Source organism: Brevundimonas sp. UBA2503 (assembly GCF_002341485.1).
Taxonomy (GTDB): Bacteria; Pseudomonadota; Alphaproteobacteria; order Caulobacterales; family Caulobacteraceae; genus Brevundimonas; species Brevundimonas halotolerans.
In genome coordinates this window covers 1-25164 of sequence record NZ_DDOD01000011.1, presented here as the reverse complement: position 1 = coordinate 25164, position 25164 = coordinate 1, and the positions used below count along the sequence as shown (strand labels likewise).

The window sequence follows — 25164 nt, the reverse complement described above, 5'->3', positions numbered from 1 at the left end:
TCGCCCCGGATCGTCGCAAGCGTCGTCCGGGGCTGGCCCGTGCATGGTCCGCCCCGTCCCCGATAACGCCTTCGGCGTTTCGGGGATGACAACAGTGCCCCCATCACGAGCAGAGGGATGGGGGAACGCCAAAAGAGTTCTTGCTTTGTTCTACCCCTCGCGCATAATCCCGCATCGGAGGCAGGGGCGATGCGCGAGCACAGCTACTGGGTCTATATTGTCGCCAGCGGGCGGTGTGGCTGGCTGTATGTCGGCATGACCAACGACCTGATCCGTCGCATCGGCGAGCACCGGCACGGCCAGGTCGATGGCTATAGCCGCGACCATGGCACCGATCGTCTGGTCTGGTACGAACCCCACCGCTACGTCGATCAAGCCATCCTCCGCGAGAAGCGCATCAAGCGGTGGCGCCGCCCGTGGAAGTTCGCCCTGATCGAGGCCGCCAATCCCGACTGGGCCGACCTCTACCCCGCGCTTGCCCTCGGCTCCGGCGTCGCTGCGGGATCGCGATAGTGCCGACCCTCATCCGGCGCTCACGCGCCCCCTTCTCAGGAGGCTCCTTCTCCCGCAAGGGGAGAAGGAGTGCTGAGCCGACGCCCTCAGATAGGATAGCTGCCGCCGAATTTCCCAACCCTTTCAACACCCCCACCGTTTCTCGCACCGTTCTTCCCGACCAGGTGCAGCGGTGTGCCACCCTCTGCCCGTCTCCGTCGCAGGAGAGGCGCCTCGGGACCCAGGCACTGATGCGGCGGCGGGGGCCGGTCGAGCGGGATTGCCCGGGGCGAAACCCCGGGGTCCGGGGCGTTTCTGGACGCCTCGCCCGTCGCGGGCCGAGAGACTGGGACCTGCTGTCGAACCGGGACAGGCGAAGTCGGGCGCACAAGCATCCGGGTGCCCGACCCCCGGCGGAAGAGACAGTCCCCCCAGGCGCTCGCGTGAACCGACCGGGGCGGCGCCAGGCTGGGTGCCGAAAATTACACAGCGCCCGTAACGCGAAAGCAGGGCGCATACGGTTCCGGGCCCCCGGCCCATGCGCCGCCCACCTCTCCATATCCTCTGCCCCACGGGCGAGAGGGGCTTTGGCGTGGCCGGTCTTTGAAAATCTGAGACGGGGTGTCCCTTACGCCCGGGCCGCCCCGGTGCGCCCCTCAACCCCCAGCGCCGACAGCGCGGTGGCGGCGATCTGGTCGGCGTTCAGGCCGGCGGCGGCGTATTGCACCTCGGGCTTGTCGTGGTCCTGGAAGACGTCGGGCAGGTGCAGGGTGCGGATCTTGAGCCCGCCGTCCAGCGCCCCCTTCTCGGCCAGCATCTGCAGCACAAAGCCGCCGAAGCCGCCCATGGCGCCCTCCTCGACCGTGATCAGCACCTCGTGCTCGCGGGCCAGACGCAGGATCATCTCCTGATCCAGCGGCTTGGCGAACCGGGCATCGGCCACGGTCGTGGACACGCCACGCGCGGCCAGGGTCTCGGCGGCCTTGAGCGATTCCTGCAGGCGCGTGCCGAGGCTCAGGATGGCGACCGTCGTCCCCTCGCGCACGATCCGGCCCTTGCCGATCTCCAGCGGCGCGGCCAGTTCGGGGATCTCGACCCCCACGCCGTCCCCGCGCGGATAGCGGAAGGCGCTCGGCCGGTCGTCGATCTCGAGGCTGGTGGCGATCATGGCGGCCAGTTCGGCCTCATCGGCCGCCGCCATCAGCACCATGCCCGGCAAGGCGCCCATATAGCCGATGTCGAAGGAGCCCGCGTGGGTCGAGCCGTCAGCGCCCACCAGTCCCGCCCGGTCCATGGCAAAGCGCACCGGCAGCGACTGGATGGCCACATCGTGCACCACCTGGTCATAGCCGCGCTGCAGGAAGGTCGAATAGATGGCGCAGACCGGCTTCATCCCGTCCGCCGCCAGCCCGGCGCAGAAGGTCACGGCGTGCTGCTCGGCAATGCCGACGTCGAACGTCCGCTCGGGGAAGGCCTGACCGAACAGGTCCAGCCCGGTGCCCGACGGCATGGCCGCCGTCACCGCCACGATCGAGGGATCGCGCTCGGCCCGCTTGATCAGCTCGGTGCCGAACACCTTGGTATAGCTGGGCGCATTCGAGACCGGCTTGGACTGCTTGCCCGAGATGACGTCGAACTTGGCCACGCCGTGATACTTGTCGGCGCTGCTCTCGGCCGGGGCATAGCCCTTGCCCTTTTGCGTCACCACATGGACCAGCACCGGCCGGTCGGTAATGGCCGCCGCATTTTTCAGCACCGGCAGCAGCGCCTCCATGTCGTGCCCGTCGATCGGCCCGACGTAATAGAAGCCCAACTCCTCGAAAAAGGTCCCGCCCGTGACCATGCCCCGGGTGTATTCCTCGGCCTTGCGCGCCGCGTCACGGAACGGGCGCGGCAGGTGCTCGGCCATCTTCTTTCCGAAGCGCCGCATGTTCTGATAGGCGCCGCCGGACACCAGCTTGGCCAGATAGGCGCTCATCCCGCCCACGGGCGGCGCGATCGACATGTCGTTGTCGTTCAGGATGACCGTCAGCTGGCCGGTCGTCTCGGCCGCATTGTTCATCGCCTCATAGGCCATGCCCGCCGACATCGAGCCGTCGCCGATCACGGCCACGACCTTGTTGGTCTCGCCCTTGCGGTCGCGCGCGGCAGCAAAGCCGAGCGCCGCCGAGATCGAGGTCGAGGCATGGGCCGCGCCGAACGGATCGTAGTCGCTCTCCGAGCGCTTGGTGAAGCCCGACAGGCCCCCACCCTGACGCAGGGTGCGGATGCGGTCGCGCCGTCCGGTCAGGATCTTGTGCGGATAGCACTGATGCCCGACGTCCCAGATCAGGATGTCCCGGGGCGTCTCGAACACATGGTGCAGCGCCACCGTCAGCTCGACCACGCCCAGCGCCGAGCCCAGGTGCCCGCCCGTCACCGACACGGCATCGATCACCTCGGCCCGCAGCTCATCGGCCAGCTGCTTCAGCTGGGGCGTGGTCAGGCCCCGCGAGTCGGCGGGAACCTTAACAGTGTCGAGCAGGGGGGTATCAGGCATGAAACGGGCTCAGTGTCGGACGCGAAGATCGCCCTCGATCTTCTCTACATGATTGAGGGGGGCGCGGAACACCAGTGAGGGATTCATGAGCAATGGCTGATTGCCGCAGAGGATCCGTTCAGGACCGCCGCTGCAGCACCACATCGACGCAGGCCTTCAGCAGTTCGGCGTCCTCGCCGAACACATCCAGATGCCCGCGCGCCTGATCGCGCAAGTGGCTGACCCGCTCACGGGCGGCCTCCAGACCCAGCAGGGTGACGAAGTTCGTCTTGCCCAGCCGGGCATCCTTGCCGCCCGCCGCCTTGCCCAGCAGGGCCTCGTCGCCCTCGGCATCCAGCACGTCATCAACGATCTGGTATGCGAGGCCCAGATCGTGGGCGAAGGCGATCAGGGCTGCGCGCCGCTCGTCGCGAATGTCGCCGATGATCAGCGGGATCTCGAAGGCATGGGTGATCAGCGCCCCGGTCTTCAGCCGCTGCATCCGCGCCACCCCGCCCAGGTCGTCGCGCACTCCCATCAGGTCGATCATCTGACCGCCGGCCATGCCCCGGGCCCCCGAGGCATAGGACAGACGTCGGGCCAGCTCGCACCGGATCGCCGGGTCGTCGTGGGTATCGGGGTCCAGCAGGATGTCGAACGCCGCCGTCTGCAGCGCATCCCCCGCCAGAACCGCCGTCGCCTCGTCATAGGCGCGGTGCAGGGTCGGCCGCCCCCGGCGCATGTCGTCGTCGTCCATACAGGGCAGGTCATCGTGGATCAGCGAATAGGCGTGCACGCATTCCAGCGCACAGGCCGCCCGCAGCACCGGCCCCTCGTCAAGGTCAAACAGACGCGAGGCCTCAATGGCGAAGAAGGGTCTCAGCCGCTTGCCCGGCCCCAGCGCGGCATAGCGCATGGCCTCGGTCAGGCGGGACTCGGGGCCGTCCGCCCGGGGCAGAAGTTCGTCCAGCGCAACGGTGATCAGGTCGGCAACCTCGGCGATCCGGTCGATCACCGCCTGTTCCGGAGAATTGGCGGCCAGCGGGATCAAAACAACCGCCCACCGACCGGGACCTCGCGGTCCACGCCGACCAGAACGACCTCGCCGTCGGCATCAGGAAATCCCAGGGTCAGGACCTCGGACATCACCGGCCCGATCTGGCGCGGCGGGAAATTGACGACGGCGGCGACCTTGCGTCCCACCAACTGGTCGAGGGTGTAATGCCGGGTGATCTGGGCCGAGGACTTCCTGACCCCGATGTCGGGGCCGAAATCTATGGTCAGTTTGAAGGCGGGCTTGCGCGCCTCGGGGAAGGGCTCGGCGGTGACGATCCGGCCCACGCGAACGTCAACCTTCAGGAAGTCGTCAAAGGTGATCTGCTCGGCGACGGGCCCGGTCATCAGTCGAAACCGGCGGGCTCGGCCCGGGCTGCCTTGCCGTCGGGTCCGACGACGATCTGCTCGACGCGCAGCTGGGCGGCCTTCAGCCGCTCCTCGCACAGGGCCTTCAGCCGCGCCCCCTCCTCGTACAGGGTGATCGACTCTTCCAGCGGCGCCTGGCCGGACTCCAGCCGCGAGACGATGCTCTCCAGTCGCGAGAGCGCCTCCTCGAAGGACAGGTCCGGATCGGTTTTGGGAACGTCGGCGGTCATGGCTGCGGTTCTGACAGGCCCGGTCAGGACAGGCAAGACAGGGGGCGGCTCAGCGCTTCACAAAGCGCCGCTGCGACCAGTACTTGAAGCCCTGATTGTGCGCCAGCCGCCAGCCATGCGCCTTCAGGCAGCGACCGACCATGTGGTTGAAATAGCCGTGGGCCAGCACCAGAACATCGCCCCCCATGGCCGCTTTCTCGATCAGCAGGCGCGCAGCGCGATCGGCCCGGGCCTCGGCCTCGCGGCGGGTCTCCTGCCCTTGATGGTGATCGAATGCATGCCACCAGAAGCGCGACACCACCCCCCACCAGCGAGGCGACAGCTTGAACCACTCCGGAAAGGGCGGCGGCGGCAGGGGCGCTTCGATGAACAGGGCATCGCTGAGGACCTCACGATCCCCCGAAATGGCGGCGGCCGTCTCGATGGCCCGCTGGCGGGTCGACGACAGGATCAGGGCCGCGCCCTCTGCCGTCAGCAGAAGTTCGGCCGGCGGCGTCTGGCCTTCCAGCAGTCCGCCCAGCTCATACTTGCCCCACCAGTCGCGGTACTGGCGAGCGGTGATCAGGCATTTGCGCGACAGGGCCGGCTCGCCGTGGCGGGCCAGCACGATGTCGCCGCTGGTGCCCGGCAGGGGCGCGGCCGATTCGGCATCCTTGCGCGTGCTGTCCGCGGCCAGATCGTTGAGGCGGTCAGGGTCAAGCATGGCAACGGGGCGGCTGGCGACAGCAAGACTGTCGGTCGACGTGTCCCTCATTCCTCCCCCAGTGCCTGAACATGGGCCACAGCAGATCGCCCCAGACCTTCGAGGTCGTAGCCCCCCTCCAGCGAACTGACAACCTTGCCCGAACAGACCCGCCTCGCTACCTCGACCACCGCACGCGTGGCCCAGGCGAAATCCTCGGCCTCAAGGCTCTGGTGGGCCAATGGGTCACGGCGGTGCGCATCGAAACCGGCCGAGATCAGGATCAGGTCGGGCGAGAAGGCTTCGAGCGACGGCATCAGTCTGTCGGCAAAGGTCCGCCGCCAGGCCTCGCGGGCTGCATGAGGTTCAACCGCCGCATTGACGATGTTGCCGACCCCTGTCTCGGACGGCGCGCCGGTGCCGGGATACAGGGGCATCTGATGGATCGAGGCCAGGAACAGGCTGGAGTCAGTCTCGAACGCCGCCTGGGTGCCATTGCCATGGTGGACATCGAAATCGACCACCGCGACGCGTTTCGCGCCCTCGGCCTGCGCCACCCGGGCGGCAACGGCGACGTTCGAGAACAGGCAGAACCCCATCGACTGGTTGGGCTCGGCATGGTGACCGGGCGGCCGGATCGCGCAAAAGGCCCGGTCCATTTCCCCGGCCATGACCGCGCGAACAGCATCGACCACCGCTCCGGCCGCCAGACGTGCAGCGCGCACACTGCCGGGCGACAGATGGGTATCGGCGTCCAGCGACACCCGGCCGGCCGTCGGCGAGGCCTTCAGGATATTGGCGACATAGGCCGCCGGGTGCAGCCGCTCCAGGTCCTCGACCGAGGCCTCGGTCGCCGCCCGGCGGTTCCGGTCCAGCCCGGCATCCTTCAGCGCAGCCAGTACCGCGGCCAGCCGCTCGGGCCGCTCGGGATGGCCGACACCGGGCTGGTGTCCGGTCATGTCGGGGTGGGTAAGGATCGGCAGGCTCATTGTCGCCAGACTAGGCCCCGAATCCCCGCTTGTCGCCTGCCTCGCCAGAGCGTGATAAGCGCGCCGCATGAGCGACATCCTGATCCGCCCGGCCCGCCTGACCGATGCCCCTGCCCTGTCCGACGCCGGCAGCCGGACCTTCGTCGAAACCTTCATGGACGGCTTCGGCATCCCCTATCCCAAGGACGACCTGGCGGTGTTCATGGAGGCGGTCTTCAGCGTCGAGGCCACACAGGTCCGGCTGGCCGATCCGACCATGGGCTGGTGGGTGGCCGAGCGCGACGGCCATCTGCTGGGCTTTGCCAACACCGGCCCCAACGCCCTGCCCCATCCCGACGCCCGCCCCGGCGAGACCGAGCTGAAGCGCCTGTACATCCTCAAGGAAGCGCAAGGGCTGGGCCTCGGCACCCGCCTGCTCAAGGTGGCCATGGGCTGGATGACCGAACACGGCACCGGGGCCCAGTGGATCGGTGTCTGGAGCGGCAATCTGAAGGCGCAAAAATTGTATGCCGCCTACGGCTTCGAAAAGGCCGGCGAGTACCAATTCCCCGTTGGCCGCTGGATGGACGACGAGTACATCCTGAGAAAACCCGCCTGACCCCGGCATGGACGCCGGGGCGTCCACGTGGTCATCTGCCTGCCTGTTCCACCGAGGGTTCTACCATGTTCCGTCATCTGTCCGCGGCTGTGATCGGCCTGTCTCTGCTGGCCCTGCCCAGCCTCGCTGCGGCGCAGGACGTCACCGCACCTGAAGCTCAGAACGCCCAAAACTACGCTGAAAGCGTGATCGAAAGGAGTGGAGCATCCGCTTACTTCATAGCGTCCTCGCTTGAAGGAAAGCCGCTTGCGACCCATGGTCCCAGCGGGATGAAATGCGTATTCTCAACGGATGAATATGACAGGATCGCTCTTTTCGAGGAAACGCAAAACAATAGGGCTGCAGCTAGCTGCATGTATTTGCATGGGAGAATATCATTCACAGTTACCGCCCAAGAATTTGACGAATTCACATCCGCCGCTACAGTACTTGAGAGCATTGCGTCAAACTTTGAGGCATCGAATCCAAAGGCAACTAGGGCACATTTGGATTATGTTATCATCGACAAATGGAACGGCAGCGATGTATACACCGGCGTATGGAACATCGATAACGATGGAGTGGCGACCACGAAGATTACTTTCACTTCAGTGAAAGATGGTTGGGTTTATATTGGGTCAGCTGTATTTCCGACACCCTCTGAAGCAATTAGCGACGTATTCGTATATGCGGCTCTGGTTTATATAGGGTCTATTCCAGATCCGAGATTGGCCACCTAGCGTTTAGGCAATGCTCCTCCCCTTCTTCACTGCCCTGCGGGACGCCCGCGTGCCGGTCTCGCTCAAGGAATGGCTGTTCCTGATGGAGGCCATGGACAAGCGCGTCCTGACCGCGGGCACCCGTGTCGAGGACTTCTACCACCTGTCGCGGGCCGTCCTGATCAAGGACGAGAAACACTACGACCGGTTCGATCAGGTGTTCGGCAAGGTGTTCAAGGGGCTGGAGACCGTCGGCGCGGGCGAGGAGCCGGATATCGGTGGCGTGCCCGAGGACTGGCTGAAGCTGCTGAACGAAAAATACCTGACCGACGAGCAGAAGGCCGAGATCGAGGCCCTCGGCGGCTTCGAAAAGCTGATGGAGACGCTGAAGCAGCGGCTGGAGGAACAGCACGACCGGCATCAGGGCGGATCGAAATGGATCGGCACCGGCGGCACCAGCCCCTTCGGCAACGGCGGCTATAACCCCGAGGGCGTCCGCATCGGCGGCAAGTCGCAGCACGGACGGGCGGTCAAGGTCTGGGAGAAGCGCGAGTACAAGAACCTCGACGACTCGGTCGAACTGGGCACCCGCAACATCAAGGTGGCCCTGCGCCGCCTGCGCCGGTTCGCCCGCCAGGGCACGCCCGACGAGCTGGACATGGACGCCACCATCGACGGCACGGCGCGGCAGGGCTGGCTGGACATCCATATGCGGCCAGAGCGGCGCAATACGATCAAGGTCCTGCTGTTCCTCGACATCGGCGGATCGATGGATGGCCACGTCAAGCTGTGCGAGGAGCTGTTCTCGGCCGCCAAATCCGAGTTCCGCCACCTCGAATTCTTCTACTTCCACAACTGCCTCTACGAGGGCGTCTGGAAGGACAATCGCCGGCGGCATGAGGCCCGGACCCCCACGTGGGAGGTGCTGAATCGCTATCCGGGCGACTGGCGCGCCGTCGTGGTCGGCGACGCGACCATGAGCCCCTATGAGGTCACCATGCCCGGCGGCTCGGTCGAGCACTGGAACGAGGAGGCCGGCGCGGTCTGGCTGAAACGCCTGCGTCAGCAGTGGTCAAATTCGGCGTGGCTGAACCCGGTGCCCGAACGTTATTGGTCCTACACGCCCTCGGTCGGCCTGATCCGCGAGGTCATGGAGGACCAGATGTTCCCCTTGACTCTGGACGGGCTGGAGCGCGCCATGCGCTCCTTGGCGCGATAGGCCGACGACCACCCACAGGAGGCGCCAGTGTTCGGTGCACTCATCCTCGGACTGCTGATTCAGGACCCGGCCCTGCCCCAGTGGGCCCGCGACGACCCCTTTGCCTGGGAACGTGCCCGCTGCCACCCCCAGATCCGTGGCGACACGCCGCTGGAGTCCTGCCAGTTCAGCGTCCGGCAACAGCTGGTGGCCGAGCTGGGCGACAGTCTGCCCGAGGCGCTGCGCCCCACGACTGCGCTCGAAGCCTGCGCCCGTGCGCAGGCTGATGCCAACTTCGCCGTCCAGTGCGATCAGCCCCGCGAGGTTCGAGGTCCTTCGACGCCCCAACTGCGCGAACAGGCCCGGTGCAGCACCCGCCCGCGTGCGCGTCCCGATGGCGGCGTGGTCTGGGAAGAGGTCTGCGACCCCTCCGGCACCCGCGATGACGACAGCGGCCTGCGGCTCAACCTGTCCGGCCGCGACTGAAAAAGGCCACCGTCCTGCGACGGTGGCCTCTTCAATCCGGCAGATTGATCCGGACTAGTTCTTCACGTCTTCCTTGACGTCGCCAAAGGTCTTCTGGACCTTGCCTTCGACCTGATCGGCCTTGCCTTCGGCCTGCAGTTTGTGGTTGCCGGTCGCGTCGCCTGCAGCGTCCTTGACGTTGCCCACGGCTTCCTTGGCACGGCCTTCAACTTGATCCTTGTTCATTGTCGTCTCCTGGGAGGAAGGCGAACCCGTCGTTCGCCCTATGACAATTCAACAGGTTCAGGCGCAGGTCGTTCCCCGGATCACGCGGATGTGCGAGACCTCAGCCAGACCGCCACCGCCCAGGCATGGGCCTCGTGACGCAGACTGGCCAGGGCCTCCACCAGGTCCAGCCAGACCAGTTCGTGGTCGTCCTCGATCTTACCGGACGGCGTGGGGTCCAGTAAACGCAGCGTCCAGAAACCGCCCGTGTTGTTGACCGTGCGTCCGTCGCTCTTGTCCACGAACTGGGCGGCTTCGGTCAGGCACACGTCCGCCGCCACCCGAAGGCCGGTTTCCTCGCGGAACTCCCGCACAACCGCTTCGGGCTCGGACTCATCGCCATCGCGCGCGCCACCGGGCAGGTCGAGATAGCTGCCCTCGCCCCGGTCAATCCGCACACAGGCCAGCCGCCCCTCGTGCACCAGAATGCCGAAAGCCGTGGGGCGCGGCGCATAGGTATGGTCGGGTCTGGGAATTCCGAACTGCAGCATGGTCCGGCCTAGAGGTCGAAAGCCAACTGGGCGCGCACGCCCTTGTGCGCGTCATCGAAGCTGACGCGGGAGCGTAACCCCCCCGCCATGGCCGCCACGATCTTGGAGCCGAGCCCCGTGCCTTTCGGTCCCGCGGACTGATCCCCCAGCCCTGGCCCGTCGTCCTCAACCGTCAGCAGGGCGCGCCCGTCTCCATCTGCCTTGAGGTGGATGCGGATTTCGCCACCCAGACCGGGTTCGTAGGCATATTTGACGGCGTTGGTGACCAGTTCGGTCACGATCACGCCAAGCGAGACCGCCTGATCCGTGCCGACGTTCATGGGGTCGGCATCCAGCGTCAGATTGGGCGCATTGTCCTCGCGTCCCAGCGACACACTCAGCTCCTCGATCAGGCTTCTCAGATACTCATCCATAGCCACCTGGGCCATATCGCCCGAGGTGTAGAGGCGGCGGTGCACGTGGGCGACCGCCTCGATGCGCGCCTGCGCCTCGCGCAGCGCATCCCGGGCCGAGCCGTCGGCCAGCTGGCGCATCTGCAGCGAGATGAAGCTGGACACCAGTTGCAGCGAGTTGCCCACCCGGTGATTGACCTCGCGCAGCATGGCCTCGGCCCGGTCGCGGGCCATGCGGATCTCGTCCTGGGCGGTCTCGTTTTCACGCTGAAGGCGACGCCGGTTGTGGGCGTCCTCGATGGCCGACCGCAGCAGGGAGGTGAAGTCCTCCGACACGTCCTTGATCACATAGTCCGCCGCCCCGGCCCGCAGGGCGGCAACCGCAATGCGGCCCTCCTGAGCGCCGGTGACGTAGACGACGGGGGGCGGATCAGGCAGGGCGAGAATGTCGGGCAGCACATCCAGCCCGTCGCGCTCGGGCATGTAGTGGTCCAGCGCACAGACGTCGAATACCTGACCGCCTTTCAGGCACTCCAGACCGGCCTCGCCGTCGGCCGCGCAGGTGACTGCAAAGCCCTGACGGCCAAGCTCCTTTTCGACCAGCCGCGACAGGCTGCGGTCGTCGTCAATGTAGAGCAGTCTGAGGGGCGTGGTCAGCGGTTCCAAACAGCGCTCACTCAATCGATTTCGGGGGCCTGAATGACCGAAAGGAAAAGGCCCAGTTGCCGGATGGCTTCGGAGAAGGACTCATACTCCACCGGCTTGGTGATGTAGACATTACAGCCCAGATCATAGCACCGTTGGATCTCGGCCTTGTCGTCGGTGGTGGTCAGGATCACCACAGGCGCACGCCGCAGCCGGGCGTCCGACTTGATCTTCTCCAGGATATCGGTGCCCGACATATCCGGCAGGTTCAGGTCCAGAAGGATCAGCAGCGGACCGTTGGTCAGAACTTCCTCACTGAACAGATGCTCCAGCGCCGATGTGCCGTCGGCGAAATGCTCGATCTCGTTGGAGATATTGGCCCGGCGGATGTTCTTCTCGATCAGCCGTGCATGGCCGTGATCGTCTTCGATCATCACGATTTTGACAGGTGTGGTCATGACGGGATTCCATTGTCCGAGACGTAGAGGCGTTTGGGAAATTTGAGGATGAATGTCGAGCCTTCGCCCAGTTTCGACTCCACAGCGATATCCCCGCCCATCCGGCGAATGCTGTTCCGGACAAAGGCCAGGCCCAGACCCTCGCCCGGCTGGTCCTGTTTGCCCGAGCGGCGGAACAGCTCAAAGATCCGCTCATGGTCCCGGTCCGAGATGCCACGACCGTTGTCGATGATCCGGTACTCTACCATGCCGTCGATCAGATCCTGACCCTCCACCCGGATTCGCCCCGGGCGCTTCGGGTCCAGATATTTGACGGCATTGTCGATCATATTGCTGAACACCTGCTCCAGCGACAGGCGATCACCCGTCAGACCCGGCAACTCGGCCACCTCGACCTCGGCCCCGGCGGCCTCCGTTTGATGGTTCACACTGTCGGCAATCTTGCCAACCATGGCCGTCATATTGATTGGCTCTGAAAACAGCACGCGTCGCCCGTCCCGGGACAGTTTCAGGATGGCATTGATCAACCGGTCCATCTTCTCGGTCGAGGCGCGGATGAAGCCGATCGCCTCGGGCACATCCTCGCGCACGGCGACCAGGGCGTCGTTCTCCATCAAATCAGGAGCCTCGGTCTCAACCTTGGACATCTGACGGTCGATGACCCTGCCGGCCTGTTCCAGTTCGGAGGTGTAGCCCATGACGTTGACCAGTGGCGCGCGCAGGTCATGGCTGACGATATAGGCGAAGCGTTGAACCTCCTCGTTGGCCCGGATCAGGTCGCCGGTGCGGTCCCGCACCTCATTTTCCAGATTGGCATTGATGCGGTCCAGCTCGTAGTGGGCGGCCTGCATCTCACGCAGGTAACGCAGCACGATCCAGGCCATGATGCCCGCCAGCATCAGGATCAGCACCCCCGCCATGGCGTTGACGCCGATCGTCGCGCGCGCGGACCATTCCGACTGTTGCCGACGGGACGCGAACCGCTCGCTCTCGATCGTATCGATCGCGTCGATCTCGAGCCGCATGGCGTCCATCAGTTCCTTGCCCCGCCCGTCGCGGACGATCTGCACGGCATCGCCGGCGCGACCGCTGCGGGCCAGGGTGATGCTTGCATCCATCACACCCAGACGTTCGCGCGCCAGGTTTCTCAGACGATCGACCCGCTCGCGCACCTCGGGGTCGCTGGCGGTCAGGTCATCGAGTTCCTGCATCACCATCGGAAGTTCGCGAACAGCTTCGTCGTGAATGGTCAGGAACTGTTGACGCCCGGTCAGCAGATATCCCCGCTGGCCGGTTTCAGCATCGACCAGCCGGGTCAGCACATCGCGTGCCGCAACCTGTACGCGAACATTGCGATCGATGGTTTCATTGAACTCGGCCGTACGACCGATCATGACAAAGGTGGCCAGATTGACGGCCAGTAGCAGCACAAGTGCCAGAGACAGCAGCCCAAGCAGGGATCGGCCCAGGCTGGCCGTTCGCAGGAAGCGGCTGAATGCCGTCAGATTTTCGCGGATTTCCCAGCTCATCACCGGCCACGTTTAACCGCCGGTCGGCCCAAGTCCAGTCGCGTCTCGGGTGAAACCTTCGACGTTCCCGCGATTTACGGTTAGCATAGGGTTGATACGCAACGCGTAAGGGGGCGACATGGTCTGGTGGTGGTGGATTATTCCGGCAATCGTTGGGTTGGCGGGTGTCATCTTTCTGCTAAGCGGTCTGGGGGCTTTTTTCCGCGGCAAATTCCTGAGCGGCGGTCTGGGGGCCATCGGTGGTGGCGGTCTGGCTGCAGCGGCGGCGATTGCCGCGCTGCTCGGGATGAACGTCCAGACCTATGCCCGCCTCACCTATGAGCGACCGGTGGCCACGATCCAGGTCAAGCAGCTTGGCCCCCAGTATTACGAGACGACCGTCATCCAGCCCGCCGCCAACGGCACTGATGCGCCGACCACAGCGGTCTACCCCCTGCATGGTGACCAATGGCGGATCGAGGCGCAGGTCCTGCGCTGGAAGCCCTGGGCCACGGTTCTGGGCCTCGACACCCAGTACCGCCTCGATCGTCTGTCGGGCCGATACCAGTCGATTCAGCAGGAACGCGAGGGCATCCGCAGCGTCCACGACCTCAGCGGCGGCGACCAGCCCGATGCCCTGCCCTGGCGGATCAATGCGTGGGACATGGCGCGCAAATATCGCCGCTATGTCGATGCGGTCGACACCCTTTACGGTGGCGGCGCCTATATGCCGATGGCCGATGGCGCGGAATATGAGGTCTGGATCACCCAGTCCGGTCTTGTCGCCCGCCCGACCAACGAAGCCGCCCGCCAGGCGTCCTCCGAAGGCTGGACCGAGGTCAACTGATCCCGCGTCAGACCTGCCCCAGCGTACGCAGCCGCGCGCGAGGGTGGATCTCATTCTGGCTCATCACCACGGTCTGACCGCGAAAGCGTTCGATGATCGAGCGCACATAGGGCCGGACTTGCGGGCCGGTCAGCAGCACAGCCGTCTCGCCCGACATGGCGGCTCGCTCGAACACATCGCGCACCGCGCGGATAAAGTCCTGCAGCCGTGACGGCGCCATGGCCAGCTGCTTGTCCTCGCCCTGACCGACCAGACTCTCGGCAAAGGCCTGCTCCCACTCGGGTGACAGGGTCACGATCGGCAGGGCCCCGTCGTCGGCCTTGTGCTGCCAGCACAGCTGACGCGCCAGACGGGTCCGCACATGCTCGACCAGGGTAGTCACCGAGCTGGTATGCGGCGCGGCTTCCGCCAGACCTTCCAGAATGGCGGCCAGATCGCGGATCGAGACCTTTTCCTTGAGCAGGGTCTGCAGCACCCGCTGCAGGGTGGTGACGGTCACCGAGCCGGGGATCAGATCCTCGACCAGCTTCTTCTCCTCGCCCTCCAGACCGTTCAGCAGCTTCTGCACCTCGGCATAGGACAGCAGCTCGGCCATATTCTCCTTGAGGATTTCCGTCAGGTGGGTGGTCAGCACGGTCGAGGGATCCACCACCGTATAGCCGCGGAAGGTCGCCTCCTCGCGCAGGGACTCGTCGATCCAGGTCGCCGGCAGGCCAAAGGCGGGTTCCTTGGTGTGCTCGCCCGGCAGTTCGACCTGACGGCCCGCCGGATCCATGGCCAGCAGTTGCCCCAGACGCACCTCGCCCTTGCCGGCCTCCATCTCCTTGATGCGGATGGCATAGCCCTGGGTGCCGAGGCGCATATTGTCGAGGATGCGCACCGAGGGCATGACGAAGCCGTACTCCTGCGCCAGCGACCGGCGCAGGGCGCGGACCTGATCGGTCAGGCGACGCCCTTCCAGATCATTGATCAGGGCGAGCAGGGAATAGCCCAGCTCGATCTTGACCTCATCGATATTGAGCGCGGTCGAGATCGGCTCCTCAACGTCCTCACGGGGCTTGGATGACTCGGCAGTTTCCACCGGCGCCGGTTTCAGACGTGCCCGGCCCAGCCGCCAGGCCATGAAGCCCGAACCTGCCGCCAGCGCGAAGAACGGCAGCAGAGGCATGCCCGGGATTAGACCGATCAGGGCCGAGGCTGCCGCCACCATGCCGAGGCTGATGGGGTTGGTGGCCAGCTGGCTGACCAGGGCCTTGTCAGCCGACCCCTCGACCCCGGCCTTGGACACCAGAAAGCCTGCGGCGATCGAGATGATGATGGCTGGCACCTGGGTGACCAGACCATCGCCGATGGTCAGTTGGACGTAGGCCGTGGCCGCTTCGCCCATCGGCATGCCGTGCTGCAACGTCCCGATCAGGATCCCACCCAGCACATTGATGAAGACGATGATCAGGCCGGCGACCGCGTCGCCACGCACGAATTTCGAGGCACCGTCCATGGCGCCGAAGAAGGTCGATTCCTGCTCCAGTTCCTTGCGGCGGATCTTGGCCTGATCCTCGGTGATCAGGCCCGACGACAGATCGGCATCGATGGCCATCTGCTTGCCCGGCATGGAGTCGAGGGTGAAGCGGGCCGAGACCTCGGCGATGCGGGTCGAGCCCTTGGTGATGACGACAAAGTTCACCACCAGAATGATGGCAAAGACGATGATACCGATGATGAAGCTGCCGCCCATCATCAGGGCGCCGAACGCCTCGATCACATGGCCGGCGGCGTCCCCGCCCTCGTGACCGCTGGTCAGAACCAGCCGGGTCGAGGCCAGGTTCAGCCCGAGGCGGAACAGGGTCGAGACCAGCAGCACCGTCGGGAAGATGGCGAAGTCCAGTGGCTTCTTCATCATCAGGGCGGTCATCAGGATCAGCACACTGGAGATCAGCGAGATCGCCAGCAGCATATCCATCAGGAAGGCCGGGATCGGCAGGATCAGCAGCAGGATGACGCCGATGACGCCGACCGCCATGCCGACCTCGCCCCGCGCGACCCAACCCAGCATGTCCTTGCCCGAAGGCCGCGCCATGCCGTCCTTCATCATGATGGGGGCGTCGGTCATGTACGCCCCAGAGCAGCAAGAGCCAGGCGGGTGGCCTCAGCGACGACGGCGTCGTTCTGCTCGGCCGAACTCTCGCGCGTGGCATGATAATAGATGGCGAGGACCACCGGCTCGCCAGTCGGCGGGTACAGCACGCCGATGTCATTGGTCGGGCCATAGCCGCCGGTGCCGGTCTTGTGCGCCGTGCGCCAACCTGCAGGAAGGCCCGCCTTGATGCGCCCCTCGCCCGTGGGTGAGGCGAACATCCAGCCCAGCAGCTTGTCCCTGTGCGGGACCATCAGCGGTGTGTCGTCATCGATGAACAGACGCTTGATGTTGGCTATCGATTGCAGCGGGATGATGGTGTCTTTGTCGCCGTCGAGACGGTTCATCTCGGGCTCGAAACGGTCGACGCGAGTGCTGGTGTCGCCGAGACGGCGATAGAAGTCCTGCATGGTCTCCAGCCCGCCATTGGCCTTCAGCAGCAGGTTCGCCGCCGGGTTGTCGCTGACCTCGACCGTACCCTTGCAGAGCTGTTCAACCGTCAGGCTCTGGCCGATGGCCGGTTCAGTGACCGGGGCATGGGAGACCATGTCGGCGCGGGTTATCGGGATCGGCCGCGCAAGATCTTCCTCGCCCGCCTGAACACGCAGGAAGGTCGCGGCGGCCAGGTACATCTTGAAGGTCGAACAGTAGACGAACCGTTCCTCGCCACGAGAAGCGAGGCGGTGGCCTGAGGCCAGGTCGTGCGCCGCGAGGCCGATGCGGCCCCCGTTGGCGGCTTCCAACGCGGACAGATCCAGCGCGCCAGGAGATGCCGCGGGAGTCGACGGTGCAACGAATGGATTATCGCAGGCTGCGAGGGCGAGGGCCCCGAACCCCATCAGAACGCTTCTGCGATCCACGCTCTCGCTCCTCAGCCGACGGCGGCGGAAATGCCCGACTGGGGCGCGGGGATGGGCGTGCCTTCGTCGGCGTATTCGTTCAGCTTGTTGCGCAGGGTGCGGATCGAGATGCCCAGGATGTTGGCCGCATGGGTGCGGTTGCCAAGGCAGTGGCCCAGGGTGTCGAGGATCAGGGTCTTTTCCATCTGGGCCACGGTCTGGCCGACATAGGCGCGGGTGACGGCGTCGGCGGTCTGGGCCGCGCGGCTGGCCGGGCCCGCGTCATATGTTGCCCCCGTCAACGGTTGACCGTCAGGCAGGCGGATGGCGTCGACATCGATCTCGGGCCCCTGGGCCAGCAGCACCGCGCGGTGCATGGCGTTTTCCAGCTCGCGCACATTGCCGTTCCAGCGATGCGCGGTCAGGGCCCGACGCGCGTCGGCCGACACGGGGCGCACCGGCACACCGTTCGCGGCCGCATATTTCCGCACGAAGAAGTCGGCCAGCGCGGGGATGTCACCCGGACGCTCGCGCAGCGACGGCAGGCGCAGATTGACGACGTTCAGCCGGTACAGCAGGTCCTCGCGGAAGCTGCCTTCCGACACCGCACGGGCCAGATCCCGGTTCGAGGTGGCGATGATGCGGATGTCGACCTTGACGGGTGTCGTGCCGCCGACGCGGTCAATGACGCGTTCCTGTAGCGCCCGCAGCAGCTTGGCCTGCAGCCGCACATCCATCTCGCTGATTTCGTCCAGCAGCAGGGTGCCGCCATCGGCCTCCTCGAACTTGCCGACCCGGCGGGCCACGGCCCCGGTGAAGGCGCCCTTCTCGTGGCCGAACAGTTCCGATTCCAGCAGATTGTCCGGAATGGCCGCGCAGTTGACGCTGATGAACGGCTTGTCCGCCCGACGCGAATTCTGGTGCAGATAGCGGGCCATGACCTCCTTGCCGACGCCGCTTTCGCCGGTGATCAGGATGGACGCTTCCGAGCGCGCGACCTGGTCGGCCAGACCAATCACCGCCTTCATCGACGGATCGGCCGAGATCAGCGGGCGGTCGTCATCGGCCACCGCCGACAGCACCGCGGCGATCAGATCGGCCTCGGGCGGCAGGGGGATGAACTCCTTGGCCCCGGCGCGGATGGTGGCGGCCGCATCATCCGGCCCCGCATCGACGCCACAGGCCACGACCGGCACATGGATGCGCTCGGCCTCATTGGCGGCAATCAGGGCGGCGATGTCGATGCGGTAGTCGACCATCAGCAGATCCGCGCCCTGCCCACGTCGCAGCTGCTCGGTGGCCTGATCGCCCCGCTCGACGTGGTGCACCTTGGCGCCGTGGGCCATGGCCATTTTCACGGCCGAGGCCAGCTGCCCGCTCAGTCTGCCAACTACCAGAAGCCGCATGGGTCTTCTCCTCTAAATCTCACTGCCGGTCGCAATGCTTAGGCGCCCGTATCCTCGGTCTTGATGATTTCCGTCATGGTCACGCCCAGCCGGTCCTCGACCACCACCACCTCGCCGCGCGCGACCAGCCGGTTGTTGACGAAAATGTCGATGGCCTCGCCGACCTTGCGGTCCAGCTCCAGCACCGAGCCACTGGTCAGTTTCAGCAGTTGCGCGACCGACATGTGCGACTTGCCCAGCACGGCCGAGATGTTGACCGGCACGTCGAACACCGGGGCCAGGTCGCTGGCGGACTTGTCCAGTCCGTCCTCGTTCGACACGGGCATGACCCCGTGATCGAACTCTTCAAGCGGCAGATTGTCAGCAGTCATGGGTTCATCCCTTCGGACGATTCGGCGGTGTCGGGGGCTTGGTCAGCGGCCAGCGCGCGGGCGACCGCGGCAGCCAGTCGGCTGAAGGTTTCTTCGGGATCAAAGGCGGCGCGGCCATCGGCCCATTCCAGCTCAAAGGCAGCCTGTGCCAGACCCGGTTCGTCGCGGAACCGGACCGCCCCGGCATAGCCGACATTGGCGCAAAGCCCCTCAATCTCGGCACGACCGGCCTCGTCCAGACCGGCCATGGCGATCACCAGACGCGGCGAGGCATCGATCTCGCGGCCCAGTTCCTCAAGCGCGGCCTGCACGGCGGCGCGAGGCAGGCGTTCCAGCGCGGCGAAAGCCAGCGCCCGACCGGTCGCCATGGCGAGATCGGCGGTCTGTTCGCGATAGGTCTCCACCACCCCGGTCAGACGCGGCAGGCTGTTGTTCAGGGCGGCGCTCAGATCGGCGATAGCCTGAGACCGGCGGCTGTCGACCTCGGCCAGCGCCTGCGCGTGCGCTTCATGGCGAGCCTGGGCGACCAGCGCCTCGACCTCGGCTGGCGAATAGGCGCGCTTGACCGGCTGCCAGTCCGTGGACCGCACGACCGCGCCCGACGAGTCAAACTCGGTGTCGAAGGCGAAGGGACGGGAGGGGGCGGAGGCGTGGGTCATGTCAGTAGATCAGCTCGTCGTCGCCGCCCTGGCCCACCAGCATGATCTCGCCCTTGGCGGCGAGATCCTTGGCGACCTGAACCATGGCCATCTGGGCCGAGTCGACGTCCTTGAGGCGCACCGGCCCCATCGACTCCATGTCCTCGCGCATGATCTTGGACGCGCGTTCGGACATATTGCCGAAGAACAGTTCGCGCAGGGACTCCGACGCCCCCTTCAGCGCCAGGGCCAGCTGGTCTTTTTCGACCGCGCGCAGCAGGGTCTGGATGCCGCCGGGGTCCAGCTTGGCCAGATCCTCGAACACGAACATCAGGGCGCGGATGCGTTCGGCCGCCTCGCGGTTCCGTTCTTCCAGCGCGCCGATGAAGCGGGCCTCGGTCTGGCGGTCAAAGCTGTTGAAGATGTCGGCCATCATCTCGTGGCTGTCGCGCTTGGACGTGCGCGCCAGGTTCGACATAAACTCGGTGCGCAGGGTCTGCTCGATCTTGTCGAGTATTTCGCGCTGAACCGGCTCCATGCGCAGCATCCGCTGGACGCACTCCATGGCGAAGTCTTCGGGCAGGGCCGTCAGCACCCGCGAGGCATGATCCGGCTTGATCTTGGACAGGACCACGGCGACGGTCTGGGGGTATTCATTCTTCAGATAGTTGGCGAGCACCGCCTCGTTCACATTGCCCAGCTTGTCCCACATAGTGCGACCGGCGGGACCCCGGATTTCTTCCATCAGGCCTTCGACCCGCTCCGCGGGCATGAAGGAGGCCAGCAGCTTCTGGGTCTGCTCGAAACTGCCCATCACCGCGCCCGAGCCGCTCATGCCCGAGACGAACTCGAGCAGCAGCTCCTCGACCACCTGCGAACTGACGGTGCCCAGCGCCGCCATGGCCTGGGAGATTTCCTTGATTTCGTCCTCGTCCAGCCCCTGCCACAGGCGCGTGTGATCCTCGCCCAGCGACAGCAGGATGACGGCCGCCTTTTCAGGACCGGTCAGCTTGCGGGCATCCTCGACCGCAGGCTTGCGGGTGATCATCCGCGCCGCCATCAGCCTTCATGCACCCAGCTGCGGAGAATCGAGGTCGACTCTTCCGGATGTTTCTCGACGAACTCGGACACCTTCTTGACCGAGGAGGCCTTCACCTGACCCTCAATGCGGGCGATATCCAGCCGCTGCTCCATGTCGCTCGGACCGGTCAGCTGACCGGCGGCGGCCTGACCCGAGGCCCCGACCGGCGTGGTCTGAAGCGGGGTCACGCCATTGCCGCCGGCCAGTGCGGGCACACCACCACCGCCACCGGCTGTCGCCTTCAGCAGCGGACGCAGCACAAACAGGATCAGCAGAATGCCGGTGATCAGCAACACCAGCAGCTCAATGCCGCGCATCATGTCGTTCTTGGTAAAGTCGAACAGCCCGCCACCCGCCTCGGTGCCGCCGTTCGGGGCGACTTCGCGATTGAACGCGACATTGCTGACCCGGACGATGTCGCCCCGCTCGGCACTGAAGCCTACAGCGGCCTTCACCAGTTCCTCGATCTCGGTGATCTGCTCGGGCGTGCGTGCCGCATAGGTCGGCTCGGCCCCGTCGGCGCCCGGCGTCCAGATGCCATCAACGGCCACGGCTACAGCCAGCTTTTTGACCTCTCCCGGCTCACGCACCGTGGTCGTGGTGGTGTTCGAGATTTCGTAATTGGTGGTCTCGGTCTCGTCCGTGCGGGTCGAGCCCTGGGCCGCAATACCCGGCGCCTCTCCGCCCGGGATGTTCTGGTCGGCGCCCACGCCGCCCACAGGTTGGCCGGTCGTGTCCTGCGAATTCGAACCATTGATGGCCATGGAGCGCACCACCTGACCGTCCGGGTCAAAGCGCTGTTCCTGGGTAGTCGAACGGCTGTGATCGATCTCGGCGGTCACCTGCACCCGCGCGGCACCCGGCCCGACGATGCCCTGGACGACATCCATGACCCGCGCCTGAAGCTGGGCCTCGGTCGTCGCCTTCATCCGGTCAGCGCTGGCGCCGGAAAAGCCATCCTCGTCGCCCCCCGCCGCCAGGGTGCGGTTGGTGTCATCCATGACGGTGACGCGCGTGGGCTTGAGGTTCGGCACACTGGAGGCCACCAGCGAGCGGATGCCGCGGATCTGGTCGGCGGTCAGGTCCCGCCCCCCCAGCCCGACGACAACCGATGCCGTCGGCTCTGCGGCCTCAGCCTGGAAGAGGGCCCGCTCCGGCAGGGCGATCAGCACGCGCGCCATGGTGACCCCGCGCAGGGTCATGATGTTGCGGGACAGCTCGCCTTCCAGCGCGCGCTTGGCGTTCAGGTTCTGCTGGAACTCCGTCTGGCCCAGTACCGATTGGGTGTCGAAAATCTCATAGCCAACCGAGCCACTGGTCACGATCCCCTTGCCGGCGACCAGCATCCGGGCCGTGCCGACCTCGTCCCGGCTGACAAAGATCGTCGAGCCATCGCCACGCGACGAATATTTGATGCCCGCCGTGTCGAGGGCAGCCGTGATCTCGGACGCCTCGCGCAGGTCCAGATTGGAATAGAGCAAGGCATCAGGCGCCTGGCCGATGCGCAGCATCAGCACCACAAGCACCGCCGCTACCCCGGCAGCAACACCCGCCAGGGTAGCCAGTCGCCCGACCCCAAATCTCTGCAAAGCCCCGGAAAAGCCGCCCACGCGCGCCCCAACACCCCTACTCACAGGCGACACGCCCGCTAGGCAGAAAGTGCCGCCCGCATGGTAAACGGCGCGTTAAGAGAAGGTAGCGATTGCCGAATTAGCGGTGGTCGGACCGGGAGATACCGGCTTCAGGCCGCGCGGGCCCGCGCCTTTTCATCGGCCGCTGCCTGAATGCGGGCTTCGGCGATGGCGTCGGCGACCTCGTGCGTGGGGCGCTTTTCGCTGTCGGAGCGCTCGAGGATTTCCTCCAGCGTCTCCATCAGCCGGGCCAGCTTACCCTCGACCCAAGCCGGGTCATAGGCGCCACCACTGTTCCGGGCCGCCATTTCCGAGGCCACATTGATGATGCCGCCGCCATTGACGACATAGTCGGGCGCATACAGCACACCTCGCTCGAACAGGATGCGGCCGATCTCTGGCGTGGCCAGCTGGTTGTTCGCGGCCCCGACGATTGCCCTGGCCGACAGGCGGTCCAGCGTTTCGGGGTTCAGCGTCGCCCCCAGCGCACAGGGGGCATAGATGTCGGCCTTGACGTCATAGATGGCGTCGGGGGCCACGATCTCGGCATTGTTGCGGGCGGCGACTTCTTCCAGCAGGGCGGTGTTGACGTCCGTCATCACCAGCCTGGCCCCGGCCTTGTGCAGCTTGTCCGCCAGATAGCCGCCGACGTGGCCGATGCCTTGGACGGCGACCGTCAGACCGTTCAGATCGTCCTGCTTCCACAGGCGGCGCGCGACCGTCAGCGTCGAACGGAACACGCCCTCGGCGGTCACAGGGCTGGGATCGCCCGAGCCCTCCTTGCCGCCGGACAGACCGACGACGAACTCGGTCTCCTTGCGGGCCTCGGCGATGTCCTCGACCGAAACGCCGACGTCCTCGGCCGCGTAATAGATGCCGCCCAGCGAATTGATCGCACGACCAAAGGCCTGGAACAGCTCGGGGGTCTTCTGGGTCCGGCTGTCGCCGATGATGACCGACTTGCCGCCGCCCATCTCCAGATCCGCCACGGCGTTCTTGTAGCTCATGCCTCGCGACAGGCGCAGCACATCCTCGAGCGCCTCTGCTGCCGTGGCATAGTTCCACATGCGGGTGCCGCCCACTGCCGGACCGCGCGCAGTAGAGTGCACTGCAGCAATTGCCTTGAGACCAGTCTTTTCGTCATAGAAGGCGTGCACGCCCTCATGGTTCGAGAACGACGGCGAATCGAACAGTGTCATGCCCTTTACGAGCCTTTCCTGGGTATTTTTGTTGCGGGGGCTGATACGCGGGTTACCGACCCGGAGCAAGCTTGACCTTACGCAAGGTCACCCGGTCTATCGCACCGGGATTGGCCCGGCCCCGGAGGGCAGGGCGGCGCCCTCATTTCTCAGCCAGGCCTCGACATCGGCAAACACCCGCGCAGCCTGAAGATCGCGGTTCAGCAGGTGGTAGCCGTCCTCGTAGTAAGCGGTGCGCAACCCCGGCATGGACCCGGCGCGCTGCAGCGCCTGACGCACCGCCCGAGCCGGCACCAGGTCGTCCCGGGCCCCGTAAAGGAACAGGGTCGGTACGTCGACATCGCCTAACCCTTCTCCGGCCCCCTCCATCAGGTCGACAAGGCCATACAGAACGTCGAACCGGGTCGAGAGCGTCTGATCCGGGTCGCGACCGCTGCGGATCAACTCCATCAGATGGTCCGAGGGCAGCACCTGGTCGGCCGCCCAGGCCGGGGGTTCCAGCGCCACATCGCCAAACGTCCACGCCGCCGCAGAAAGGCTCAGCCGATACAACAGGGGCTGGCTGGACCAGCCCCAGACCGCAGGGGCCAGCAGGATCAGCCGGTCGGCAGCGGGCGGAGTTTCAGAGGCAAAGGCCGTGATCGCCACGGCGCCCCCCATGCTTTCTCCGGCCACCGCGATCACCGCACCCGGATGCCGCGCCCGAACCAGCGCCACGATCTGATCCAGATCATCCGCCATCAGGTCCCCGGGCCACAGGCCGCGCCCCGGCGCATCGCCAAAGCCCCGCTGGTCATAGGCATAGGTCGCGATCCCGCGCTCCGCCCACCAGGGCCCCGCCAGGCGGAAGGCGGCGCGGCTGTCATTGATGCCGTGCAGGGCCACGATCACCGCCCAGGGCTCGGCGTCACCGGGGCTCCAGTGGAGATAAGGCAGCACCGCACCGTCGCGCATGACAAAGCCGGTGTCGTCCATGCGGGCAGTCATCTGGCGCTCGGGCGGCAACAGGGGCGCCTGAACATAGGGCGCGGCGCACCCTGACAGCACCAGTATGCCGATCAATGCCGCGCAGACCCGCATCATGGTCTCGAACGGTCCGGGGCCTTGGGCGACGCTGCTGCGAGCGAGGGCTCAGTAGACATCATCCGACGTGGCTGTCCGGGCCTGGATCAACTGCTCCGACTCCCCGGCGGTCGGCAGGCGCAGACGGATGACGCCCTTGAAGCTGGACGGATCGACCGGCTTGCCCTTCTTGGTGATCATCAGCCGCCCCTGTCGCATCAGGCCCAGGGCCGTGGTGCGCACACGCGGCAGCATCCGCTGCCACTGCTCGGGCTGCACGGCCTTGGCCACGTCCGCCGGCTCAATGCTCTTGCCCGGCCCGAGAGCCGCGAGTTTTTCGTAGATAGTGTCTTCGATGGGGTCGCTCATTCGCCCTATATGCTGCATTGCGAGGCGAAGAAGAAGGCTGAGGATCATCATGGTCGCCAAGATCACCGTCACCGAGGGCGAATTCTCGGGCTGGCAGACCTACGATCTGCACGGGACCTTCGATCAGGTCGTCGGCCCGTTCTACTTCCGGCCCGACCCGGACGGTCGGATGCGCTGTGCCTTCCGCGCCGAGCCCAAACACATGAATGCCGGGGGCCGCATGCATGGTGGCTGCCTGATGACCTTCGCCGATATCGCCATGTTCCAGACCGCCTATCAGGAGATGGAGGGCGCATCGGGCGTCACCGTCCAGCTGGATTCTACCTTTATCGACGGGGCCTGGGTCGGAGAACTGGTGGAGGCCACCGGCGAAGTGATCCGCGCGGGCAAGAGCCTGATCTTTGTCCGGGGGCAGATCAATGCGGGCGAGCGGGTGCTGATGACCTTCTCGGGAGTCATCCGCAAGTTCCGCAAGCGCGATCCGGCGGCCTAGATGTCGTTTCCAAGAAGGTTGTT

The 25164-nt window shown here is 65.7% G+C and carries 28 protein-coding genes; 7 read left to right on the top strand and 21 right to left on the bottom strand.

The genetic code is table 11. The features are described from left to right. Window positions 1-189 precede the first annotated feature (189 nt). A complete protein-coding gene (locus B4K74_RS05590) occupies window positions 190-513 on the top strand; it encodes a GIY-YIG nuclease family protein (protein WP_286692110.1) in 324 nt (107 codons plus the stop codon). 607 nt (window positions 514-1120) lie between these two features. Here the strand turns inward: B4K74_RS05590 and dxs are convergent. The 6 genes from dxs to B4K74_RS05560 form a co-directional block, all read right to left on the bottom strand. Next, window positions 1121-3031, bottom strand: coding sequence for a 1-deoxy-D-xylulose-5-phosphate synthase (gene dxs, locus B4K74_RS05585; protein ID WP_123287566.1), 1911 nt, complete (start codon window positions 3029-3031; stop codon window positions 1121-1123). Window positions 3032-3149: 118 nt separating this feature from the next. After that, window positions 3150-4025 (bottom strand): polyprenyl synthetase family protein, encoded by an 876-nt coding sequence (locus B4K74_RS05580; protein ID WP_123287749.1) that lies wholly within the window; start codon window positions 4023-4025, stop codon window positions 3150-3152. Window positions 4026-4057: 32 nt separating this feature from the next. Next, the gene (locus tag B4K74_RS05575; protein WP_286692109.1) at window positions 4058-4411 is read right to left on the bottom strand and encodes a tRNA-binding protein; all 354 of its coding nucleotides are present in this window, start codon (window positions 4409-4411) and stop codon (window positions 4058-4060) included. Next, a complete protein-coding gene (locus B4K74_RS05570) occupies window positions 4411-4662 on the bottom strand; it encodes an exodeoxyribonuclease VII small subunit (protein ID WP_286692108.1) in 252 nt (83 codons plus the stop codon). The genes B4K74_RS05575 and B4K74_RS05570 overlap by 1 nt, the downstream gene beginning before the upstream one ends. Window positions 4663-4711: 49 nt before the next feature. Beyond that, on the bottom strand, window positions 4712-5416 hold the full coding sequence (locus B4K74_RS05565; protein WP_286692107.1) for a histidine phosphatase family protein: 705 nt from the start codon (window positions 5414-5416) through the stop codon (window positions 4712-4714). Further along, the gene (locus tag B4K74_RS05560; RefSeq protein WP_286692106.1) at window positions 5413-6333 is read right to left on the bottom strand and encodes a histone deacetylase family protein; all 921 of its coding nucleotides are present in this window, start codon (window positions 6331-6333) and stop codon (window positions 5413-5415) included. The genes B4K74_RS05565 and B4K74_RS05560 overlap by 4 nt, the downstream gene beginning before the upstream one ends. 67 nt (window positions 6334-6400) lie before the next feature. Between B4K74_RS05560 and B4K74_RS05555 the strand changes: the two genes are divergently transcribed. The 4 genes from B4K74_RS05555 (at window position 6401) to B4K74_RS05540 (ending at window position 9313) form a co-directional block, all read left to right on the top strand. Then, complete coding sequence (locus tag B4K74_RS05555) at window positions 6401-6931, top strand: GNAT family N-acetyltransferase (protein WP_286692105.1); 531 nt, start codon at window positions 6401-6403, stop codon at window positions 6929-6931. 65 nt (window positions 6932-6996) lie between these two features. Then, the gene (locus B4K74_RS05550) at window positions 6997-7650 is read left to right on the top strand and encodes a hypothetical protein (RefSeq protein WP_286692104.1); all 654 of its coding nucleotides are present in this window, start codon (window positions 6997-6999) and stop codon (window positions 7648-7650) included. 10 nt (window positions 7651-7660) lie between these two features. Beyond that, on the top strand, window positions 7661-8848 hold the full coding sequence (locus tag B4K74_RS05545) for a vWA domain-containing protein (RefSeq protein ID WP_286692103.1): 1188 nt from the start codon (window positions 7661-7663) through the stop codon (window positions 8846-8848). A 27-nt stretch (window positions 8849-8875) separates the two neighbouring features. Further along, window positions 8876-9313, top strand: a complete 438-nt coding sequence (locus B4K74_RS05540) for a hypothetical protein (protein ID WP_286692102.1) — start codon at window positions 8876-8878, stop codon at window positions 9311-9313. Between the two features lie 54 nt (window positions 9314-9367). Here the strand turns inward: B4K74_RS05540 and B4K74_RS05535 are convergent, their stop codons facing one another. The 5 genes from B4K74_RS05535 to B4K74_RS05515 all read right to left on the bottom strand — a co-directional run bounded on the left by B4K74_RS05535 (window position 9368) and on the right by B4K74_RS05515 (window position 13092). Continuing rightward, on the bottom strand, window positions 9368-9538 hold the full coding sequence (locus B4K74_RS05535) for a CsbD family protein (RefSeq protein WP_123287574.1): 171 nt from the start codon (window positions 9536-9538) through the stop codon (window positions 9368-9370). Window positions 9539-9618: 80 nt separating this feature from the next. Then, window positions 9619-10068 carry an NUDIX domain-containing protein gene (locus B4K74_RS05530; RefSeq protein WP_286692101.1) on the bottom strand — a complete coding sequence of 150 codons (450 nt, stop codon included), beginning with the start codon at window positions 10066-10068 and terminating at the stop codon, window positions 9619-9621. An 8-nt stretch (window positions 10069-10076) separates the two neighbouring features. Beyond that, window positions 10077-11126 carry a sensor histidine kinase gene (locus B4K74_RS05525; protein WP_286692100.1) on the bottom strand — a complete coding sequence of 350 codons (1050 nt, stop codon included), beginning with the start codon at window positions 11124-11126 and terminating at the stop codon, window positions 10077-10079. A gap of 11 nt (window positions 11127-11137) precedes the next feature. Further along, window positions 11138-11563 (bottom strand): response regulator, encoded by a 426-nt coding sequence (locus B4K74_RS05520; RefSeq protein WP_286692099.1) that lies wholly within the window; start codon window positions 11561-11563, stop codon window positions 11138-11140. Further along, a complete protein-coding gene (locus B4K74_RS05515) occupies window positions 11560-13092 on the bottom strand; it encodes a sensor histidine kinase (RefSeq protein WP_286692098.1) in 1533 nt (510 codons plus the stop codon). Before B4K74_RS05515 ends, B4K74_RS05520 begins: the two co-directional genes overlap by 4 nt. Window positions 13093-13249: 157 nt before the next feature. On the opposite strand from B4K74_RS05515, the gene B4K74_RS05510 reads away from it, so the two are divergent. Continuing rightward, complete coding sequence (locus tag B4K74_RS05510; protein WP_241153175.1) at window positions 13250-13918, top strand: hypothetical protein; 669 nt, start codon at window positions 13250-13252, stop codon at window positions 13916-13918. A 7-nt stretch (window positions 13919-13925) separates the two neighbouring features. On the opposite strand, the gene flhA is transcribed toward B4K74_RS05510, so the two are convergent. The 10 genes from flhA to B4K74_RS05460 all read right to left on the bottom strand — a co-directional run bounded on the left by flhA (window position 13926) and on the right by B4K74_RS05460 (window position 24648). Beyond that, window positions 13926-16010: a flagellar biosynthesis protein FlhA gene (gene flhA / locus B4K74_RS05505; protein ID WP_241153190.1), complete on the bottom strand. Its 2085-nt coding sequence runs from the start codon at window positions 16008-16010 to the stop codon at window positions 13926-13928. Window positions 16011-16024: 14 nt separating this feature from the next. Next, entirely contained in the window at window positions 16025-16912 is an 888-nt protein-coding gene (bla, locus tag B4K74_RS05500) for a class A beta-lactamase (protein WP_286692097.1), read from the bottom strand. Between the two features lie 11 nt (window positions 16913-16923). After that, the gene (locus B4K74_RS05495; RefSeq protein WP_123287582.1) at window positions 16924-18297 is read right to left on the bottom strand and encodes a sigma-54-dependent transcriptional regulator; all 1374 of its coding nucleotides are present in this window, start codon (window positions 18295-18297) and stop codon (window positions 16924-16926) included. A gap of 38 nt (window positions 18298-18335) precedes the next feature. After that, entirely contained in the window at window positions 18336-18668 is a 333-nt protein-coding gene (gene fliN, locus B4K74_RS05490) for a flagellar motor switch protein FliN (RefSeq protein ID WP_123287583.1), read from the bottom strand. Further along, window positions 18665-19327, bottom strand: coding sequence for a flagellar assembly protein FlbE (locus B4K74_RS05485; protein WP_286692096.1), 663 nt, complete (start codon window positions 19325-19327; stop codon window positions 18665-18667). The genes fliN and B4K74_RS05485 overlap by 4 nt, the downstream gene beginning before the upstream one ends. Before the next feature lies 1 nt (window position 19328). Then, window positions 19329-20351 (bottom strand): flagellar motor switch protein FliG, encoded by a 1023-nt coding sequence (gene fliG, locus B4K74_RS05480; protein ID WP_123287751.1) that lies wholly within the window; start codon window positions 20349-20351, stop codon window positions 19329-19331. 14 nt (window positions 20352-20365) lie between these two features. Further along, entirely contained in the window at window positions 20366-21997 is a 1632-nt protein-coding gene (gene fliF / locus B4K74_RS05475) for a flagellar basal-body MS-ring/collar protein FliF (RefSeq protein WP_286692095.1), read from the bottom strand. A 131-nt stretch (window positions 21998-22128) separates the two neighbouring features. Continuing rightward, a complete protein-coding gene (locus tag B4K74_RS05470; protein ID WP_286692094.1) occupies window positions 22129-23217 on the bottom strand; it encodes a Glu/Leu/Phe/Val family dehydrogenase in 1089 nt (362 codons plus the stop codon). 96 nt (window positions 23218-23313) lie between these two features. Next, complete coding sequence (locus B4K74_RS05465; protein WP_286692093.1) at window positions 23314-24300, bottom strand: alpha/beta fold hydrolase; 987 nt, start codon at window positions 24298-24300, stop codon at window positions 23314-23316. A 48-nt stretch (window positions 24301-24348) separates the two neighbouring features. After that, entirely contained in the window at window positions 24349-24648 is a 300-nt protein-coding gene (locus B4K74_RS05460; RefSeq protein WP_123287588.1) for a DUF3253 domain-containing protein, read from the bottom strand. A gap of 49 nt (window positions 24649-24697) precedes the next feature. Between B4K74_RS05460 and B4K74_RS05455 the strand changes: the two genes are divergently transcribed. Continuing rightward, the gene (locus B4K74_RS05455; RefSeq protein ID WP_286692092.1) at window positions 24698-25141 is read left to right on the top strand and encodes a PaaI family thioesterase; all 444 of its coding nucleotides are present in this window, start codon (window positions 24698-24700) and stop codon (window positions 25139-25141) included. Window positions 25142-25164 lie beyond the last annotated feature (23 nt).

Coding starts and splice junctions, on each gene's coding strand:
- B4K74_RS05590 (WP_286692110.1), top strand. CDS start 190: ATGCGCGAGCACAGCTACTGGGTCTATATTGTCGCCAGCGGGCGGTGT.
- dxs (WP_123287566.1), bottom strand. CDS start 3,031: ATGCCTGATACCCCCCTGCTCGACACTGTTAAGGTTCCCGCCGACTCG.
- B4K74_RS05575 (WP_286692109.1), bottom strand. CDS start 4,411: ATGACCGGGCCCGTCGCCGAGCAGATCACCTTTGACGACTTCCTGAAG.
- B4K74_RS05570 (WP_286692108.1), bottom strand. CDS start 4,662: ATGACCGCCGACGTTCCCAAAACCGATCCGGACCTGTCCTTCGAGGAG.
- B4K74_RS05565 (WP_286692107.1), bottom strand. CDS start 5,416: ATGAGGGACACGTCGACCGACAGTCTTGCTGTCGCCAGCCGCCCCGTT.
- B4K74_RS05560 (WP_286692106.1), bottom strand. CDS start 6,333: ATGAGCCTGCCGATCCTTACCCACCCCGACATGACCGGACACCAGCCC.
- B4K74_RS05555 (WP_286692105.1), top strand. CDS start 6,401: ATGAGCGACATCCTGATCCGCCCGGCCCGCCTGACCGATGCCCCTGCC.
- B4K74_RS05550 (WP_286692104.1), top strand. CDS start 6,997: ATGTTCCGTCATCTGTCCGCGGCTGTGATCGGCCTGTCTCTGCTGGCC.
- B4K74_RS05545 (WP_286692103.1), top strand. CDS start 7,661: ATGCTCCTCCCCTTCTTCACTGCCCTGCGGGACGCCCGCGTGCCGGTC.
- B4K74_RS05535 (WP_123287574.1), bottom strand. CDS start 9,538: ATGAACAAGGATCAAGTTGAAGGCCGTGCCAAGGAAGCCGTGGGCAAC.
- B4K74_RS05530 (WP_286692101.1), bottom strand. CDS start 10,068: ATGCTGCAGTTCGGAATTCCCAGACCCGACCATACCTATGCGCCGCGC.
- B4K74_RS05520 (WP_286692099.1), bottom strand. CDS start 11,563: ATGACCACACCTGTCAAAATCGTGATGATCGAAGACGATCACGGCCAT.
- B4K74_RS05515 (WP_286692098.1), bottom strand. CDS start 13,092: ATGAGCTGGGAAATCCGCGAAAATCTGACGGCATTCAGCCGCTTCCTG.
- flhA (WP_241153190.1), bottom strand. CDS start 16,010: ATGATGAAGGACGGCATGGCGCGGCCTTCGGGCAAGGACATGCTGGGT.
- B4K74_RS05495 (WP_123287582.1), bottom strand. CDS start 18,297: ATGCGGCTTCTGGTAGTTGGCAGACTGAGCGGGCAGCTGGCCTCGGCC.
- fliN (WP_123287583.1), bottom strand. CDS start 18,668: ATGACTGCTGACAATCTGCCGCTTGAAGAGTTCGATCACGGGGTCATG.
- B4K74_RS05485 (WP_286692096.1), bottom strand. CDS start 19,327: ATGACCCACGCCTCCGCCCCCTCCCGTCCCTTCGCCTTCGACACCGAG.
- B4K74_RS05470 (WP_286692094.1), bottom strand. CDS start 23,217: ATGACACTGTTCGATTCGCCGTCGTTCTCGAACCATGAGGGCGTGCAC.
- B4K74_RS05465 (WP_286692093.1), bottom strand. CDS start 24,300: ATGATGCGGGTCTGCGCGGCATTGATCGGCATACTGGTGCTGTCAGGG.
- B4K74_RS05460 (WP_123287588.1), bottom strand. CDS start 24,648: ATGAGCGACCCCATCGAAGACACTATCTACGAAAAACTCGCGGCTCTC.
- B4K74_RS05455 (WP_286692092.1), top strand. CDS start 24,698: ATGGTCGCCAAGATCACCGTCACCGAGGGCGAATTCTCGGGCTGGCAG.